This is a genomic window from Curvibacter delicatus NBRC 14919 (genome assembly GCF_001592265.1).
GTDB lineage: Bacteria > Pseudomonadota > Gammaproteobacteria > Burkholderiales > Burkholderiaceae_C > Hylemonella > Hylemonella delicata.
The window spans coordinates 1-15251 of the sequence record NZ_BCWP01000053.1 but is presented as its reverse complement, the minus strand read 5'-3'; the positions used below and the strand labels follow the sequence as shown (position 1 = coordinate 15251).

Sequence of the window (15251 nt, the reverse complement as noted above, 5' to 3'; positions counted from 1 at the left end):
GTACCCTGCCGCTCAAGCTGTTCTGGCCCAAGGACGCCGTGGCGCCGGTGCAGATCGTGCCGATCGACATCAACACCGTGCAGTTCCCGCTGCCCACCGCCAAGCGCGTCTACAAACTCGGCAAGGCTGTGGGTGAGGCGATCCTCTCGTGGAAGAGCGACAAGCGCGTGGCCGTGATGGCCACCGGCGGCCTGAGCCACCAGCTCGAAGGCGAGCGTGCCGGCTTCATCAACAAGAAGTTCGACCTGCAGTTCCTGCAGAGCATGGAAACCAACCCCGAGTGGGCCACCCAGTTCAGCGACCTGGAACTGGTGGAGCATGCCGGCACGCAAGGCGTGGAGCTGCTGATGTGGCTGGCCATGCGCGCCGCGCTCACGGCCGCCAGCGCGGGCGTACGCAAGGTGCACAGCAATTACCACATCCCGATCTCCAACACGGCCACCGGCGTGCTGGCGCTGGAACCGGTGGTGTAACGCAGCACCTCGTGCTATCTTGTTGATAGCATTTGGCGCTCATTCTGTATGGGGTGAGCGCCTTTTTATTTCTTGAGGTTGGTGTGGTCGGAGAGGTGTCGGGATGTGCGCCCGACAGCGCAGTAACTTTCTTTGGCGAAGTAAAGAAAGTGAGTCGCCCGCCGGGGCGAGACCCGGCACGCCGGCCCGACCAAGGACACAAATCAACGCCAGATGCTTCGAACTCAATAGCTACCCACGCAAATCCCACGATGCGTGAGGTACAAAAAAGCCCGCTTCATGCGGGCTTTTCTATTTCACCAAAGACAGCAGCTTAGAGGCTGTCGGTGAAGCTGCGCAGCTTGTCCGAACGGCTCGGGTGCTTGAGCTTGCGCAGCGCCTTGGCCTCGATCTGGCGGATGCGTTCGCGTGTGACGTCGAACTGCTTGCCCACTTCTTCCAGCGTGTGGTCGCTGGTCATCTCGATACCGAAGCGCATGCGCAGCACCTTGGCTTCGCGCGGCGTCAGGCTGTCGAGGATGTCCTTCACCACCTCGCGCAGGCCGGCCTGCATGGCGGCGTCCATCGGTGCGGTGTTGGCCGTGTCCTCGATGAAATCGCCCAGGTGGCTGTCGTCGTCGTCGCCGATGGGGGTTTCCATCGAGATCGGCTCCTTGGCGATCTTCATGATCTTGCGGATCTTGTCTTCCGGGATCTCCATCTTGGCAGCCAGGATGCCGGCGTCGGGCTCGAAGCCGAACTCCTGCAGGTGCTGGCGGCTGATGCGGTTCATCTTGTTGATGGTCTCGATCATGTGCACCGGGATGCGGATGGTGCGGGCCTGGTCCGCGATGGAGCGGGTGATGGCCTGGCGGATCCACCAGGTGGCGTAGGTCGAGAACTTGTAGCCGCGACGGTATTCGAACTTGTCGACCGCCTTCATCAGGCCGATGTTGCCTTCCTGGATCAGGTCGAGGAACTGCAGGCCGCGGTTGGTGTACTTCTTGGCGATCGAGATCACCAGGCGCAGGTTGGCCTCGATCATCTCCTTCTTGGCGTTGCGCGAAGCGGCTTCGCCTTCGTTCATGCGCTTGTTGATGTCCTTCAGCTCATCGAGCGGCACCACCACGCGGGCCTGCAGGTCGGCCAGCTTTTGCTGCAGGTCCTGCACCGGCGGGATGTTGCGGCCCATGACGGCGCTCCAGGGCTTGCCGGCGGCGGCTTGCTTCTCGATCCACTTGAGGTTGAGCAGGTTGGAGGCCACACGGTTGCCGTGCTTGTCGCGGCCGCTGAAGTCGGCGATGAAGTTTTCCTGCGGGTAGCCGCACTTGTCGACGATGATGCGGCGCAGTTCGCGCTCCTTCTTGCGCACGTCGTCCACCTGGCCGCGTACCATGTCGCACAGCTTTTCGATCGCCTTGGCGGTGAAGCGGATGGTCATGAGCTCTTCGCTCAGCGCCTTCTGCGCCTTCATGTAGGCGGGCGTGCCGTAGCCTTCCTTGTCGTAGACCTTGTGCACCTTCTCGAACAGCTCGCGCAGCTTGTCGAAGCGCTCCAGTGCCTGCTTTTTGAGTTCTTCCAGCTTCTTGGTCAGGGCTTTGGAGCCGCCCTTGCCGTCATCGTCGTCGGCTTCGTCGAATTCGTCGAAGTCTTCCTCGGCCACATAGTCGTCGGCCTCGTTGGGGTTGGAGAAGCCGTCCACGATGGTGGTGATGACGACCTTGCCTTCGCGGATCTCTTCGCCCAGGCGCAGGATTTCGGCGATGGTGGCGGGGGAGGCCGAGATGGCCTCCATCATGGCCATCAGGCCGCCTTCGATGCGCTTGGCGATTTCGATCTCGCCCTCGCGGGTGAGCAGCTCGACCGTGCCCATTTCGCGCATGTACATGCGCACCGGGTCGGTGGTGCGGCCGAACTCGCTGTCCACCGTGCTGAGTGCGGCTTCGGCTTCCTCCTCGGCTTCTTCTTCGGTGGCGGCGGTCGGGCCGGTGTTGTTGAGCAGCAGGGTCTCGGCATCCGGCGTCTGTTCGTACACCGCCACGCCCATGTCGTTCAACATGGAGATCACGACTTCCAGCGTCTCGGCATCGACCAGCTTGTCGGGCAGGTGGTCGGAGATTTCGCCGTGTGTCAGGTAGCCGCGTGTCTTGCCCAGCTTGATCAGCAGTTTCAGGCGCTGGCGGCGCTTGGCCATGTCCTCCTCGGACAGGACGGTCTCGTCCAGGCCGAATTCCTTCATCAAGGCGCGTTCCTTCGCCTTGCTGATCTTCATGCGCAGTGGCTTGACCTTCTCGGCCGTGCCAGCTTCTGCCGGTTCCTCGGCGAATTCGGCTTCAATGTCGGACAGGTCCAGGTCTTCAGACGGCTGGGCACCGGCCGCGTTCTTGGGCTTGCGGCCGCGCTTGGCGCCGGTCTTGGGTGCTGTGCCGTCGGCAGAGGCGGCCTTGGGCGGGCGGCCCGGTTTTTTCTTCACCACTTCTTCGGTGGCAACGGCAACGGTTTTCTTCACTTCAGCGGCCGGGGTCTTGGCGGCTTTTTCGGCTTTGGCAGGGGTCTTGGAGGCGGGCACGGATGAGGCTTTCGTAGCGGGCTTCGGCAAGGCCTTGGCTGCCGGTTTGGCTACAGCCTTGGGGGCGGCAGCTTTCTTGGCAACGGGCTTCGGCGAGGCCTTGGCGACGGGTTTTGCGGCGGGCTTTGCAGGCTTCTTGGACTTTTGAGCGGGCATGGATCAACCTCAGGACATCAAAAACTGGCACAAAGAAACAAACACAGGCACCGAAAACGACCGGCGCAGTTGGGGGACAGAGGAGGGGTTCCTCAGAGGCAAGATGGGAGGGCGATCATTTGGAATGCAGTCCTTGCGGTAAGGTGGCCGGTCGCGCACGTGGTGCTGCGGTTGGCCTGGCCCGGAGGTGCTGCTGTCGCTCTTGCCGAAAATCAGTTGGGGATTATAGCCGGGGCCAACAGAAATTCAATGCTGGCGGGGTTTTTCGGTGCTTTTGTGCTAGGGCGGCAAGGGCAGCGCTCTTGCGGGCAGGTGGCTCGCCTCATTCTTGCCAGGGGCAGGGTCTAATCCGCTTTTTGCGGCGAGGCCGTTTCCAGCGCACGCCGGCGAAGCTGCAATTCACGGTAGCGCTCCAACGCTGCCGGGTTGTTGAGGGAGGCCTCGATGGCCTCGGTCTCCAGGGCCTTGAGGTGGTCGATCAGCATGCGGTTGAGCAGGTTGCGCAGCTCGGCCAGGGTTTCGCCATGGTCGTCGCCGGCCGCCAGGTCGGAGCCGGTCATGAGCTTGAGCGCCAGCGCCTCGGCCGGGTGTTCGCGCAGCCCTTCGCGCAGCGCCGCCCAGGGCTGGGGGCCGTGTTCGTGCAGTTGGCTTTCCAGCCAGCTTAGGAGCGGGCCGTGGGGCTCGGGCAACTCGCACAGCAGGTGGTGGTCTTCGCTCGAGAGGTTGTCCCAGATGCCGCTGTGCGCCAGCAGCAGGCGGGTCGCATGGTCGGCCCGGTTGACCAGTTGGGCACGCACGCGGGGTGGCCGTGGCGCCCATTTTTTGCTGAATTTCGGGCTGTAACCTTCGCCATCATTGCGCCAGGCGCTATGGTTTTCAGAGCGGTTGGCGTTTGGGCGTTCGCGCTCGCTGCTGCGGGCTGGCGGATTCCAGAGCTCGTTCAGCTCCTGGCCGCTCAGCTGCACCAGCTCGGCGATCTCGGTCAGCAATTGGCGCTTGAGCGCGCCGTCGGGCAACTGGCTCCACAGCGGTTTGGCGTTGCTGGCCAGGTGGGCGCGGCCTTCGGCACTGGAGAGGTCGCAACCCTCACGCGCCGCCTCGATCAGGAAACGGCTCAGCGGTACGGCCTCGCTGACGCAGCGGGCAAAGGCCTCGCGGCCGAACTCGCGGATGTAGCTGTCGGGGTCGTGCTCGGCCGGCAGGAACAGAAACTTCACGCTGCGCACATCGGTAGCGTAGGGCAGGGCGCCGTCGAGCGCCTTGCGCGCGGCACGCCGGCCGGCGGCGTCGCCGTCGAAGCTGAAGACCACGGTGTCGGTAAAGCGAAACAGCTTCTGCACATGCTCGGTGGTGCAGGCGGTGCCCAGTGTGGCCACGGCGTTGGGAAAACCCAGTTGCGCCAGCGCCACCACGTCCATGTAGCCTTCGGTCACCAGCGCGTAGCCGAGGTCGCGGATCGCGTTGCGCGCCTCGAACAGACCGTACAACTCGCGCCCCTTGCTGAACACCGGCGTTTCCGGTGAGTTCAGGTACTTGGGTTTTTCGTCGCCGAGCACGCGCCCGCCGAAACCGATGCACTCGCCCTTGACGTTGCGGATCGGGAACATGATGCGGTCGCGGAAGCGGTCGTAGCGTTTTTCCTCGCCGCCGTTGTTCTCTTCCGCGTTGGTGATGACCAAGCCGCTTTCCACCAGCAGCGGGTCGTCGTACTGTGGAAAGACGCTGGCCAGACTGCGCCAGCCTTCGGGCGCATAACCCAGGCCGAACTGCTTGGCGATTTCGCCGGACAGGCCGCGGCGTTTGAGGTAGTCGATGGCGCGTGGCGCGCTTTTCAGATGTTTGCGATAGGCCTCGCCGGCCTTTTCCAGCACGTCGTTCAGCGTGGCCTGTTTTTGCCGCTGTTCGACGGCACGTGCGCGATCCTGCGGGCTGGCCTCGTCTTCCGGTACTTGCAGGCCGTAATGCTGGGCCAGTTCCTTCACCGCCTCGATGAAGCTCATGCCGGTGTGTTCCATCAGGAAGTTGATGGAGTCGCCGTGCTTGCCGCAGCCGAAGCAGTGGTAGAACTGCTTGGTCGGGCTGACCGTGAACGAGGGCGACTTCTCGGCGTGGAACGGGCATAACCCCATGAAATTGGCGCCCCCCTTCTTGAGCTGCACGTAGCGCCCGACGATCTCGACGACGTCGGCGCGCGCTAGCAGCTCCTGGATGAAGGATTGGGGGATGGCCATACGGTCGATTGTAGGAAGACTGGTGACAGCTTCTGTTGTCAGACACAAAAAAGCCGGCCGACCCGGGTGGGGCGGCCGGCTTTGCGGACGGGACGAATCAGCGCGGCGCCAAGCGGATGGCGCCGTCCAGGCGGATCACTTCGCCGTTGAGCATGTCGTTTTCGATGATGTGCTTGGCCAACTTGGCGTAGTCCTCGGGGGTGCCCAGGCGGCTGGGGAAGGGCACGCTGGCGGCCAGTGCGTCCTGCACCTCCTGCGGCATGCCGAACAGCATGGGCGTGCCGAAGATGCCGGGGGCGATCGTCATGTTGCGGATGCCGTTGCGGGCCAGGTCGCGCGCGATCGGCAGCGTCATGCCCACCACGCCGCCCTTGGAGGCGCTGTAGGCGGCTTGGCCGATCTGGCCGTCATAGGCTGCGACCGATGCGGTGGAGATCATCACGCCGCGCTCGCCGGTGGACTCGGGTTCGTTCTTGCACATGGCGTCAGCGGCCAGGCGGATCATGTTGAAGCTGCCCACCAGATTGACCGTGATGGTCTTGCTGAACGTTGCCAGTGCGTGGGCGCCGTTCTTGCCCACGGTCTTCTCGGCCGGGGCAATGCCGGCGCAGTTGACCAGGCCCATCAGCTTGCCCAGCGAGAGGGCCTTGGCCACCACGGCCTGGCCGTCGGCTTCCTGGCTGACGTCGCACTTGACAAAGGCGCCGCCAATCTCCTTGGCCACCGCCTCGCCTTTTTCAGCCTGCATGTCGGCAATGACGACCTTGCCGCCATTGGCTGCCAGCATGCGCGCGGTGCCTTCGCCCAGGCCCGAAGCGCCGCCGGTCACGATGAATACTTTGCCTGCAATTTGCATGTCGATCTCCAGAGGTAAAAATGGGATGTTTGACGTTTACGTTAACGTCAATTATGTCCCACGGCATTGCCCTTTCGTGACGGCAGCAGCACGTTTTTTTGCCGGCCTGATCATTGAAGCGCCGGTTTGCTGCTATACTCTCGCTTCTCGAATACTCTTAGGCGCGTAGCTCAGCTGGTTAGAGCACCACCTTGACATGGTGGGGGTCGTTGGTTCGAGTCCAATCGCGCCTACCAAGATGCAGCCCCGGTTTCCCATGAAGCCGGGGCTTTTTCGTTTCCCCTCAGGGTAAACCTTGGGGGCTTTGCGCCACATCTCTTCCTAGAATGTGTCGCAGCGCAGTAGCTTGAGTAGATCCACAGGATCGAGGAGAGGAGATGCCGGTCATGAAAGAGAAGCAAGGGGATGCCGCTGCAGGCGCTGAGCGGATCATCAAGAAATACCCCAACCGTCGGCTGTACGACACCAATACCTCGAGCTACATCACGCTGACCGAGATCAAGCAACTGGTGATGGCCAACGCCGCCTTCGTGGTGCGCGACGCCAAGACCGGCGAAGACATCACGCGCAGCATCCTGCTGCAGATCATCCTGGAAGAAGAAGCCGGCGGCACGCCGATGTTCAGCGCCTCGGTGCTGGCCAACATCATCCGTTTCTACGGCCATGCCATGCAGGGTTTCATGGGTGGCTACCTGGAAAAGAACATCCAGTCCCTGTATGACGTGCAGAGCAAGCTGGCCGAGCAGTCCAAGGGTGTGACGCCCGAGATGTGGACCCAGTTCATGGCCATGCAGGCGCCCATGATGCAGGGGCTGGTGAACAGCAACCTGGAGCAGTCCAAGGCCATGTTCGTGCAGATGCAGGAGCAGATGCAGAAGCAGACCGAGCAGATGCTGGGGGCCTTCGGGCTGAAGCGCTGAACGCTCCGCCGAATACTGGGACAATACAGGGATGAGTGAAGCCCTGTCCCCCACCTCTCCCGATTCCGCTGCTCCCACACCGAAAATCGGCTTCGTCAGCCTGGGCTGCCCCAAAGCGCTGACTGATTCCGAACTGATCCTGACCCAGCTGAGTGCCGAGGGCTACCAGACGGCCAAAACCTTCCAGGGCGCGGACCTGGTGATCGTCAACACCTGCGGTTTCATCGACGACGCGGTGAAGGAAAGCCTGGACACCATCGGCGAGGCGCTGGCCGAGAACGGCAAAGTCATCGTCACCGGCTGCCTGGGGGCGAAGACGGCCGAGGACGGCGGCAACCTCATCAAGGAAATCCACCCTCGTGTGCTGGCCGTCACCGGCCCGCACGCCACGCAGGAAGTGATGAACGCGGTGCATGCGCACTTGCCGAAGCCGCACGATCCCTTCATCGACCTGGTGCCGGGTGCCTTCGGTGAAGCCGGCATCAAGCTGACGCCGCGCCACTATGCGTATCTCAAGATCAGCGAGGGCTGCAACCACCGTTGCACCTTCTGCATCATCCCTTCGATGCGTGGCGACCTCGTCAGCCGTCCGGTGGGTGATGTGCTGAAAGAGGCCAAGGCGCTGTTCGAAGGCGGCGTGAAGGAATTGCTGGTGATCAGCCAGGACACCTCCGCCTACGGCGTGGACGTGAAATACCGCACCGGTTTCTGGGACGGCAAGCCGGTCAAGACCCGCATGTTCGAGCTGGTGCAGGCGCTGGGCGAGCTGGCCGAGGCGCATGGCGCCTGGGTGCGCCTGCATTACGTCTATCCCTATCCCCATGTGGACGAGATCATTGACCTGATGGCCACCGGCAAGGTGCTGCCGTACCTCGATGTACCGCTGCAGCACAGCCACCCCGACGTGCTCAAGCGCATGAAGCGCCCGGCCAGCGGCGAGAAGAACCTGGAGCGCATCCAGCGCTGGCGCGAAGTCTGCCCCGAGATCGTGATCCGCAGCACCTTCATCGCCGGTTTCCCCGGCGAGACGGAAGCCGAGTTCGAGCATCTGCTCGATTTCATGCGCGAAGCGAAGATCGACCGCGCCGGTTGTTTTGCCTACAGCCCGGTCAAGGGCGCGACGGCCAACGAATTGCCAGGCATGCTGCCTGAGGAAGTGCGCGAGGAACGGCGCGCCCGCTTCATGGCAGTGGCCGAGGAGGTCTCGATTGCCAGGTTGCAGCAGCGCGTGGGTGCCACCATGCAGGTGTTGGTGGACTCGGCGCCGGCGATGGGGCGCAAGGGCGGGGTCGGGCGCAGTTATGCCGATGCGCCGGAGATCGACGGCGTGGTCAAGCTGCTGCCACCGGAAAAGATCAGCAAGACGCTCAAGGTCGGTGAGTTCACGCGTGCCCGCATCGTCGGTACGCAAGGCCACGATCTGGTGGCACAGCCCGTCTGATGGAACACCCCCAGGCTGCGCAAAGGGCGTGTCGCTTCGCCAGACAGGCCCGGAGCCGCAGGCTTCAGCCCCTTGCAGGGGGCAACGCCAGTGGCCCGGCCAAGCCGGTTCCACGGCGTTTCCCGGGTCGAGGGTTTTGTTCGGCGCAGGTTGTACAACGCGCGGCGGAACTGTTGCGGTGTAGCAGAAGCCGGAAAGAAAAAAAGCCGCTGAAGGTTCAGCGGCTTTTTGTTTGCAAAACCGTAACGGTTTTACTTTATATTGGTGCCCAGGAGAGGACTCGAACCTCCACGATGTTACTCGCTAGTACCTGAAACTAGTGCGTCTACCAATTCCGCCACCTGGGCATTTCAGGAAAGAGAGAAGTATATCAAAAATTTTGAGCGTTCCAGCGGATTGTTGGAAGAAATTGAAGGAAGTGTTCAAGGTCATCGTGACGGCCATGGTTTTGTGGTGCGTGACGACGGTGAACCGGACATTTATTTGCCACCCAATGAGATGCGCGCCGTGCTCCACAAGGACCGCGTCAAGGCGCGCATCGTGCGTTCTGATCGCAAGGGCCGCCCCGAGGGGCGCGTGCTGGAGATCATCGAGCGACCGGCACATCCGATCATCGGCCGGCTGCTGCAGGAGAGCGGCGTCTGGTTGGTGGCGCCCGAGGACAAACGCTACGGGCAGGACATCCTGATTCCCAAGGGCGCGACCGGCCAGGCCAAACCTGGCCAGGTGGTGGTGGTGGAGCTCGTGGAGCCGCCGGCCCTGTTCGGCCAGCCGGTGGGGCGCATCAAGGAAGTGCTGGGTGAGGTCGACGACCCCGGCATGGAAATCGAGATCGCGGTGCGCAAGTACAGCGTGCCGCATGAATTCACGGAAGCCTGTATTGCCCAGGCCCGTGGTCTGCCCGACAAGGTGCGGCCGCAGGACAAGCGGCACCGTGTTGACCTGACCGATGTGCCTTTGGTGACCATCGATGGCGAGGACGCGCGCGACTTTGACGATGCCGTCTATTGCGAGCCGGCAACCCAGGGCCGCGGCAAGAACGCGGTACGCGGCTGGCGCCTGCTGGTGGCGATTGCCGATGTCAGCCACTATGTGGAGACCGGTTCGCCGATCGACGTCGATGCCTACGAGCGCGCCACCAGTGTCTATTTCCCGCGCCGCGTCATCCCGATGCTGCCGGAGAAGCTGTCCAACGGTTTGTGCTCGCTCAATCCCGAGGTCGAACGCCTGTGCATGGTGTGCGACATGTTCATCAGCAACGAAGGCGAGATCACGGCCTACCAGTTCTACCCGGCGGTGATGTGGAGCCACGCGCGTCTGACCTATACCGAGGTGGCGGCCATCCTGTCCAACACCCATGGCCCGGAGGCGCAGCGGCGCAAGGCGCTGGTGGGCGATCTGCTGAATCTCGACGATGTCTACCGTGCCTTGCTGGCAGCGCGCGCCAAGCGTGGGGCGGTGGATTTCGAAACCACCGAAACCCAGATCGTCTGCGACGAGAGTGGACGCATCGAGAAAATTGTGCCGCGTGTGCGCAACGAGGCACACCGCCTGATCGAGGAGGCCATGCTGGCGGCTAATGTCTGCAGCGCCGATTTCATTGGCCAGAGCAAGCACGCCGGCCTGTTCCGCGTGCACGAAGGGCCGACGCCGGAGAAGAATGAGCTGCTGCGCAACTACCTCAAGGCTACCGGCGTGGGCATGACCATCAGCGAGAACCCCTCGCCGGCGGAATTCCAGGCCATCGCCGTGGCCACCAAGGAGCGCCCGGACGCGCAGCAGATCCACACCATGCTGCTACGCTCGATGCAGCAGGCGATCTACACGCCGCACAACAGCGGCCACTTCGGCCTGGCCTTCGAGTCCTACACCCATTTCACCAGCCCGATACGGCGCTATCCGGACCTGCTGGTGCACCGTGTGATCAAGGCCATCCTGGGCAAGACGCGTTACCACCTGCCGGCCCTGCCGACGCCGGGCGAGGCGCACGCCAAGCTGTCGCGCCGGATCGAGAAGAGCGAAGCGGCCAAGCAGAAGCTCTCGGGCGAGAAGCCGAAGAAGGTCAGCGCCGAGCTGATGGCCTGGCAGGCGGCCGGCCTGCACTGCAGCGCCAACGAGCGCCGGGCCGACGAGGCCAGCCGCGATGTGGAAGCCTGGCTCAAGTGCAAGTACATGCGCGAGCACCTGGGCGAGGAGTTCAGCGGTGTGGTGACAGCGGCCACCAGCTTCGGCATCTTCGTCACGCTCGACGCCATGTACGTCGAGGGACTGGTGCACATCACCGAATTGGGCGGCGAGTACTTCCGCTTCGACGAGGCTCGCCAAGAGCTGCGCGGCGAGCGCACCGGCATCCGCTATGCCATCGGCACGCGGGTACGGGTGCAGGTCAGCCGCGTCGACCTGGACGGCCGGCGCATCGACTTCCGCCTGGTGCGCGAGGGTGAGGAGTTCATGGCACGCGCCATGAAGGACAAGGGCCTGGCCCACGACGGCCGCGGTGGCGAGGGTATGCCGACCAAGACGTCGGCCAAGCGTGCCGCGAAGAAGGTGTCGGCTGCGCAGTCCCGTGCCCTGCCGTCACCGATCCAGGCGCTCAAGGCGGCAGTGAAGAAGGTTGCGGCCAAAAGCAAAGGGCGCAAGAGCCGGCGCAAATAAGTTCAGTTTGGAGACCAGGAAGAATGACGGGTCATAACAAAGTAGCTATCGTGACCGGCGCCGGCACGGGCATCGGCAAGGCGGCGGCGCTGGCTTTGCTGGCCGACGGCTATCGCGTGGCACTGGCCGGACGCCGGCGCGAACCGCTGCTGGCGGTCGCGGCGGCCTCCGGTGCCGGTGAGCGCGCACTGGTGTTGCCCACCGATGTGTCGCAGCCGGAGTCGGTGCGGGCCCTGTTTGATGCCACGGTGCAGGCCTGGGGCCGAGTGGACGTGCTGTTCAACAACGCCGGCGTCAATGCGCCGGGCATTCCGCTGGAGGACTTGACGGTCGAGCAGTGGAAGAACGTGGTGGACATCAACCTCACCGGCATGTTCCTGTGCATCCAGCAGGCGTTCCGTGTCATGAAGACACAGTCGCCGCGTGGTGGCCGCATCATCAACAACGGCTCCATTTCAGCCCATGCGCCGCGGCCGAACTCGATCGCCTACACCGCGACCAAGCATGGTGTGATGGGGTTGACGAAGACCGCTTCGCTCGATGGCCGCAAGTACGACATCGCAGTCGGCCAGATCGACATCGGCAATGCCGCCACCGAGATGGCCGAGCGTATGGCCAAGGGCGTACCGCAAGCCAGTGGCGAGATCGCGGTGGAGCCGCTGATGGACGTCGGCATCGTCGGCCAGTCGGTGCTCTACATGGCCAACTTGCCGCTGGAAGCCAACGTGCTGTTCCACACCGTGATGGCGAGCAAGATGCCCTTTGTCGGGCGTGGCTAGTTGACGAAGCCGGCGTGCGCCAGCGCGCCGGCTGTCAGGGCTTGGTCGTGCGGCCAGGTGTCAGCGGCGCGGCCGTGCAACCAGACCGCTTCGCAAGCAGCCTGGAAGGCCGACCGACCATTGGCCAGCCGGGCGCCAATCATGCCGGCCAGCACATCACCGGTGCCGGCGGTCGCCAAAAGCGCATTGCCGGTCGGGTTGATGGCCGGTGTGATGCCCGGCGTGGCAATCACCGTGCCCGATCCCTTCAACACCACGGTGCAATAAAAGCGTTGGGCGAGCTGCTGCGCCGTGGCCAGCCGGTCGTGCTGCACCGCTGCCGTGGTTGTGTCGAGCAGGCGGGCGGCTTCCAGAGGGTGGGGTGTCAACACAGTCTGGCGTCCACGCGCATGACGGGCACGCAGTTGCTGCTGGAGCTGGCTGTCGTTTGCTATTGAATTGAGAGCGTCTGCATCAATGACGGCAAGGGGTGCTTTTGATAAGAATCGCGGCAGCTGGGTGGCAATCGCCGTGCCGCCACCACAGCCGCAGACCACCGTCAGCTGTGCCGAATCCAGCGCTTCAAGCGGGCGGAACATCAGTTCGGGGTGGTTGGCATCAACGCCCAGACTGCCGCCGTCCAGCAAGCCGACAAACACCCGTCCGGCGCCTTGGTGCAAAGCTGCGCAAGCCGCCAGCAGTGCTGCGCCGGTCATGCCCGGGGCACCACCGATGACAGCAACATCGCCATAGCTGCCCTTGTGCGAGGCGTGCGGCCGTGCATGGGGGAGCGGTGCGCCGGACAGCGTGGCTTGCGCCGGTGGTGCCGCGACGTTTTCTGCGCCCAGCGATTCGAACCAAACTTCACCCGCCGCGTCGCGACCCTGCCCGGTGAACAGTCCCGGTTTGAGCGTGAGCAGGCTCAAGGTGTGCGTCGCGCGCACACCAGGGCCGTCGCAGGCCCCGGTATCGGCATTCAGGCCCGAAGGCAGGTCCACCGCCAGCACCGGTACGCTCAGGGTGTTGATGTGCGCAATCCACTCGGCCAGCCGTCCTTCGGCCGGGCGCGTGACGCCGATGCCGAGCAGGGCATCGATGCAGCAGTCGCATGCGGCCGGCGGCGCATCCAGGAAGCGTACGCCGGCGGCCTGGGCACGCGCATAGGAGGCACGGGCGTCGGCCGGTGCCTCCTGCGGCGTGCCGAGCCAGCTCACCAGCGCGGTCTTGCCCCACTGTTGCAAGTGCATGGCGGCCTCCAGGCCATCACCGCCGTTGTTGCCCGGTCCGCAGGCGAGCCAGAAGGTGGAGGCGTGGGGCGCCAGCGCCAGCGCCAGCCGTGCCGTGGCCAAGCCGGCGCGCTGCATCAGGGTGTGAGGTGGTAGCCTGTCCGCCAGCGTGGCCTCCAGTTGGCGTGTGATGGCGACCTGGTGCAGCGGGTGGGGGAGGCGGGTGTCGATCTTGTCCATGCTGCGCGGCCTGTCGGCTCAGAACTCGTAACTGTCGCCTTCGCGCGCCAGGCGGATGTCCAGCCGGTCGCCCGGTGGGGCCGGGTTGTCGGCCAGCGCCTGGGCGAAGGCGGCTTCCAGCGCATCGTCGCTGCGCGTGGGCTCGTGGTGGGTGCAGTAGAGCACGCGGGCACCGGCTTGGCGTGCGGCCTGGATGCTGCTTTCGAAAGTGCCGTGGCCCCAGCCTTTTTTGGCCGGGTACTCCTGAGCGGTGTAGGAGGTGTCGGCAATCAGCACATCGACACCGCGGATCGCTTCCAGGATGGCGGCTTGCTTTTCATCGACGAAGGCCTGGTATTCGGCGTGTTCAGCGTCGCCTGGCTCATAGATGTTGTACGGCGGCTCATGGTCGCCGGTGAAGAACACCGACTTGCCGCCGGCCTCGATGCGGTAGCCGAAGTTGATGACCGGGTGGTTGAGCAGGTAGGGCGTGATGGTGGCGCTGCCGATCTGGATGGTCTGCTCTGGTGCCAGCGTGACGTACTCGATGCGCGCTTTCATCTCCGCTTCGCGCACCGGAAAGTAGCTGTATTGCAGCTGCACCGACATCACCTGTTCAACGCCCTTGCCGGACACCGGGTCGAAGGCGCCATGCAGGCGCAGCAGGTTGCCGGGGATGAAGTTGGGGATGAAGAAGGGGAGGCCCTGGATGTGGTCCCAATGCGAATGCGTGATGAGCACATTGGCCTGCACCGGCAGTTCGGCCAGCAGGGTCTGAGACAGCGGGAAGATGCCGGTGCCGGCATCCAGGATGATCAGCTCATTGTTGTCGGTGCGGATCTCGATGCAGGTGGTGTTGCCGCCGTAGCGTACCGTGTGCGGTCCGGGGGAGGCGATGGAGCCGCGGACGCCCCAGAACTTGACTTTCATGCTCAGCCTTCGAGTCGGGAAAAGATCTGGGCTTCTTCGAACAGGGTGGTCAGATCGCCCAGCCGGGCGATGACGGCATCCAGATGGCCGCCCAGACGCCGCGCCATGGCGGGTGTGAGCTCCTCGATGCAGGTATTGCCACCAAAGCCGAATTGCAGTTTCTTGCTGATCTGGTTGGCGGCAAAGACGCAGGCGATCATGTCGCTGTCTTTCAGTTCCGCGCCGTGCTGGTTGCGGATGGCTTCCACCAGATGGGGGGAGAAGCGCCACTTTTCCACCAGCATGGCGCCCACCAGCGCATGGTCGGCGCCGATGCTGTGCTGCAGTGCCTCGTGCAGCGAGGTGCCGTCGCGCTGGCTGATTTCCAGCGCGTGGCGGAACTCGTCGGGCATGAACTGGGCGAACACCACCTTGCCGAAATCGTGCAGCAGGCCGGCAATGAAGCAGTCCATCGGGTCGGCGCTGTCCAGGTCGGAGGCCAGCTGTCGGGCAATGCCTGCCGTGGCCAGCGAGTGCAGCAGGTACTGCTGCACATCGAAGCCGGCCGCATTGCTTTTGGGCAGCATGCCGATGGCGGCAATGCCCAAGGCGAGGTTCTTGATGGTGTTGAAGCCCATGAAGACCACGGCGTGGCTGATCGAGGTGACCTGCTTGGGCAGGCTGTAGTAGGCCGAGTTGACGACTTTCAGGATCTTGACCGTGAGCACCGGGTCCTTGTCGATCACCTGTACCAGATCCTTGGGCGTGCAGTCCACATCCCGGGTCAGTTCCAGGATTTTTTGCACGCTCTTCGGAAAGGCCGGCATCTCGTCCACGGCGAGGGCTAAGGATTTGCTGA

General features: G+C 63.7%; 11 protein-coding genes and 2 tRNA genes. 6 read left to right on the top strand and 7 right to left on the bottom strand.

The genetic code is table 11. From position 1 onward, the window contains the following. Window positions 1–473 (top strand): DODA-type extradiol aromatic ring-opening family dioxygenase (locus CDE01S_RS16845; RefSeq protein ID WP_500778420.1); only part of this gene is annotated, 473 nt, incomplete at its 5' end. A gap of 313 nt (window positions 474–786) precedes the next feature. On the opposite strand, the gene rpoD is transcribed toward CDE01S_RS16845, so the two are convergent. The 3 genes from rpoD to CDE01S_RS16830 form a co-directional block, all read right to left on the bottom strand. Next, window positions 787–3177, bottom strand: coding sequence for an RNA polymerase sigma factor RpoD (gene rpoD, locus CDE01S_RS16840; RefSeq protein WP_066710345.1), 2391 nt, complete (start codon window positions 3175–3177; stop codon window positions 787–789). A gap of 344 nt (window positions 3178–3521) precedes the next feature. Further along, window positions 3522–5408 carry a DNA primase gene (dnaG, locus tag CDE01S_RS16835; RefSeq protein WP_066710343.1) on the bottom strand — a complete coding sequence of 629 codons (1887 nt, stop codon included), beginning with the start codon at window positions 5406–5408 and terminating at the stop codon, window positions 3522–3524. Between the two features lie 97 nt (window positions 5409–5505). Continuing rightward, the gene (locus CDE01S_RS16830; RefSeq protein ID WP_066710341.1) at window positions 5506–6264 is read right to left on the bottom strand and encodes a 3-hydroxyacyl-CoA dehydrogenase; all 759 of its coding nucleotides are present in this window, start codon (window positions 6262–6264) and stop codon (window positions 5506–5508) included. Window positions 6265–6423: 159 nt separating this feature from the next. Between CDE01S_RS16830 and CDE01S_RS16825 the strand changes: the two genes are divergently transcribed. From CDE01S_RS16825 to rimO, 3 genes are all read left to right on the top strand, one after another. Then, window positions 6424–6500, top strand: a tRNA-Val gene (locus CDE01S_RS16825). 150 nt (window positions 6501–6650) lie between these two features. Further along, window positions 6651–7184: a polyhydroxyalkanoate synthesis repressor PhaR gene (gene phaR / locus CDE01S_RS16820; RefSeq protein ID WP_066710351.1), complete on the top strand. Its 534-nt coding sequence runs from the start codon at window positions 6651–6653 to the stop codon at window positions 7182–7184. 31 nt (window positions 7185–7215) lie between these two features. Then, window positions 7216–8625 carry a 30S ribosomal protein S12 methylthiotransferase RimO gene (rimO, locus tag CDE01S_RS16815; RefSeq protein WP_066710339.1) on the top strand — a complete coding sequence of 470 codons (1410 nt, stop codon included), beginning with the start codon at window positions 7216–7218 and terminating at the stop codon, window positions 8623–8625. 262 nt (window positions 8626–8887) lie between these two features. Here the strand turns inward: rimO and CDE01S_RS16810 are convergent. Continuing rightward, window positions 8888–8972 (bottom strand) — tRNA-Leu (locus CDE01S_RS16810). Window positions 8973–9021: 49 nt separating this feature from the next. On the opposite strand from CDE01S_RS16810, the gene rnr reads away from it, so the two are divergent. Both rnr and CDE01S_RS16800 read left to right on the top strand, forming a co-directional pair. Next, window positions 9022–11280: a ribonuclease R gene (gene rnr / locus CDE01S_RS16805; protein ID WP_066710336.1), complete on the top strand. Its 2259-nt coding sequence runs from the start codon at window positions 9022–9024 to the stop codon at window positions 11278–11280. 23 nt (window positions 11281–11303) lie between these two features. Further along, on the top strand, window positions 11304–12059 hold the full coding sequence (locus CDE01S_RS16800; RefSeq protein WP_066710334.1) for an SDR family oxidoreductase: 756 nt from the start codon (window positions 11304–11306) through the stop codon (window positions 12057–12059). Here CDE01S_RS16800 and CDE01S_RS16795 read toward each other — a convergent pair. From CDE01S_RS16795 to CDE01S_RS16785, 3 genes are all read right to left on the bottom strand, one after another. Further along, window positions 12056–13504: a bifunctional ADP-dependent NAD(P)H-hydrate dehydratase/NAD(P)H-hydrate epimerase gene (locus CDE01S_RS16795; protein ID WP_066710332.1), complete on the bottom strand. Its 1449-nt coding sequence runs from the start codon at window positions 13502–13504 to the stop codon at window positions 12056–12058. The genes CDE01S_RS16800 and CDE01S_RS16795 overlap by 4 nt on opposite strands. A gap of 18 nt (window positions 13505–13522) precedes the next feature. After that, entirely contained in the window at window positions 13523–14413 is an 891-nt protein-coding gene (locus CDE01S_RS16790) for an MBL fold metallo-hydrolase (protein ID WP_066710330.1), read from the bottom strand. Window positions 14414–14415: 2 nt separating this feature from the next. Next, a partial coding sequence (locus CDE01S_RS16785; protein WP_157077170.1) for an HDOD domain-containing protein occupies window positions 14416–15251 on the bottom strand: 836 nt, incomplete at its 5' end.

What these genes read in the sequence shown, in the direction of transcription:
- rpoD (WP_066710345.1), bottom strand. Translation starts at nt 3,177, where the DNA reads ATGCCCGCTCAAAAGTCCAAGAAGCCTGCAAAGCCCGCCGCAAAACCC.
- dnaG (WP_066710343.1), bottom strand. Translation starts at nt 5,408, where the DNA reads ATGGCCATCCCCCAATCCTTCATCCAGGAGCTGCTAGCGCGCGCCGAC.
- CDE01S_RS16830 (WP_066710341.1), bottom strand. Translation starts at nt 6,264, where the DNA reads ATGCAAATTGCAGGCAAAGTATTCATCGTGACCGGCGGCGCTTCGGGC.
- phaR (WP_066710351.1), top strand. Translation starts at nt 6,651, where the DNA reads ATGAAAGAGAAGCAAGGGGATGCCGCTGCAGGCGCTGAGCGGATCATC.
- rimO (WP_066710339.1), top strand. Translation starts at nt 7,216, where the DNA reads ATGAGTGAAGCCCTGTCCCCCACCTCTCCCGATTCCGCTGCTCCCACA.
- CDE01S_RS16800 (WP_066710334.1), top strand. Translation starts at nt 11,304, where the DNA reads ATGACGGGTCATAACAAAGTAGCTATCGTGACCGGCGCCGGCACGGGC.
- CDE01S_RS16795 (WP_066710332.1), bottom strand. Translation starts at nt 13,504, where the DNA reads ATGGACAAGATCGACACCCGCCTCCCCCACCCGCTGCACCAGGTCGCC.
- CDE01S_RS16790 (WP_066710330.1), bottom strand. Translation starts at nt 14,413, where the DNA reads ATGAAAGTCAAGTTCTGGGGCGTCCGCGGCTCCATCGCCTCCCCCGGA.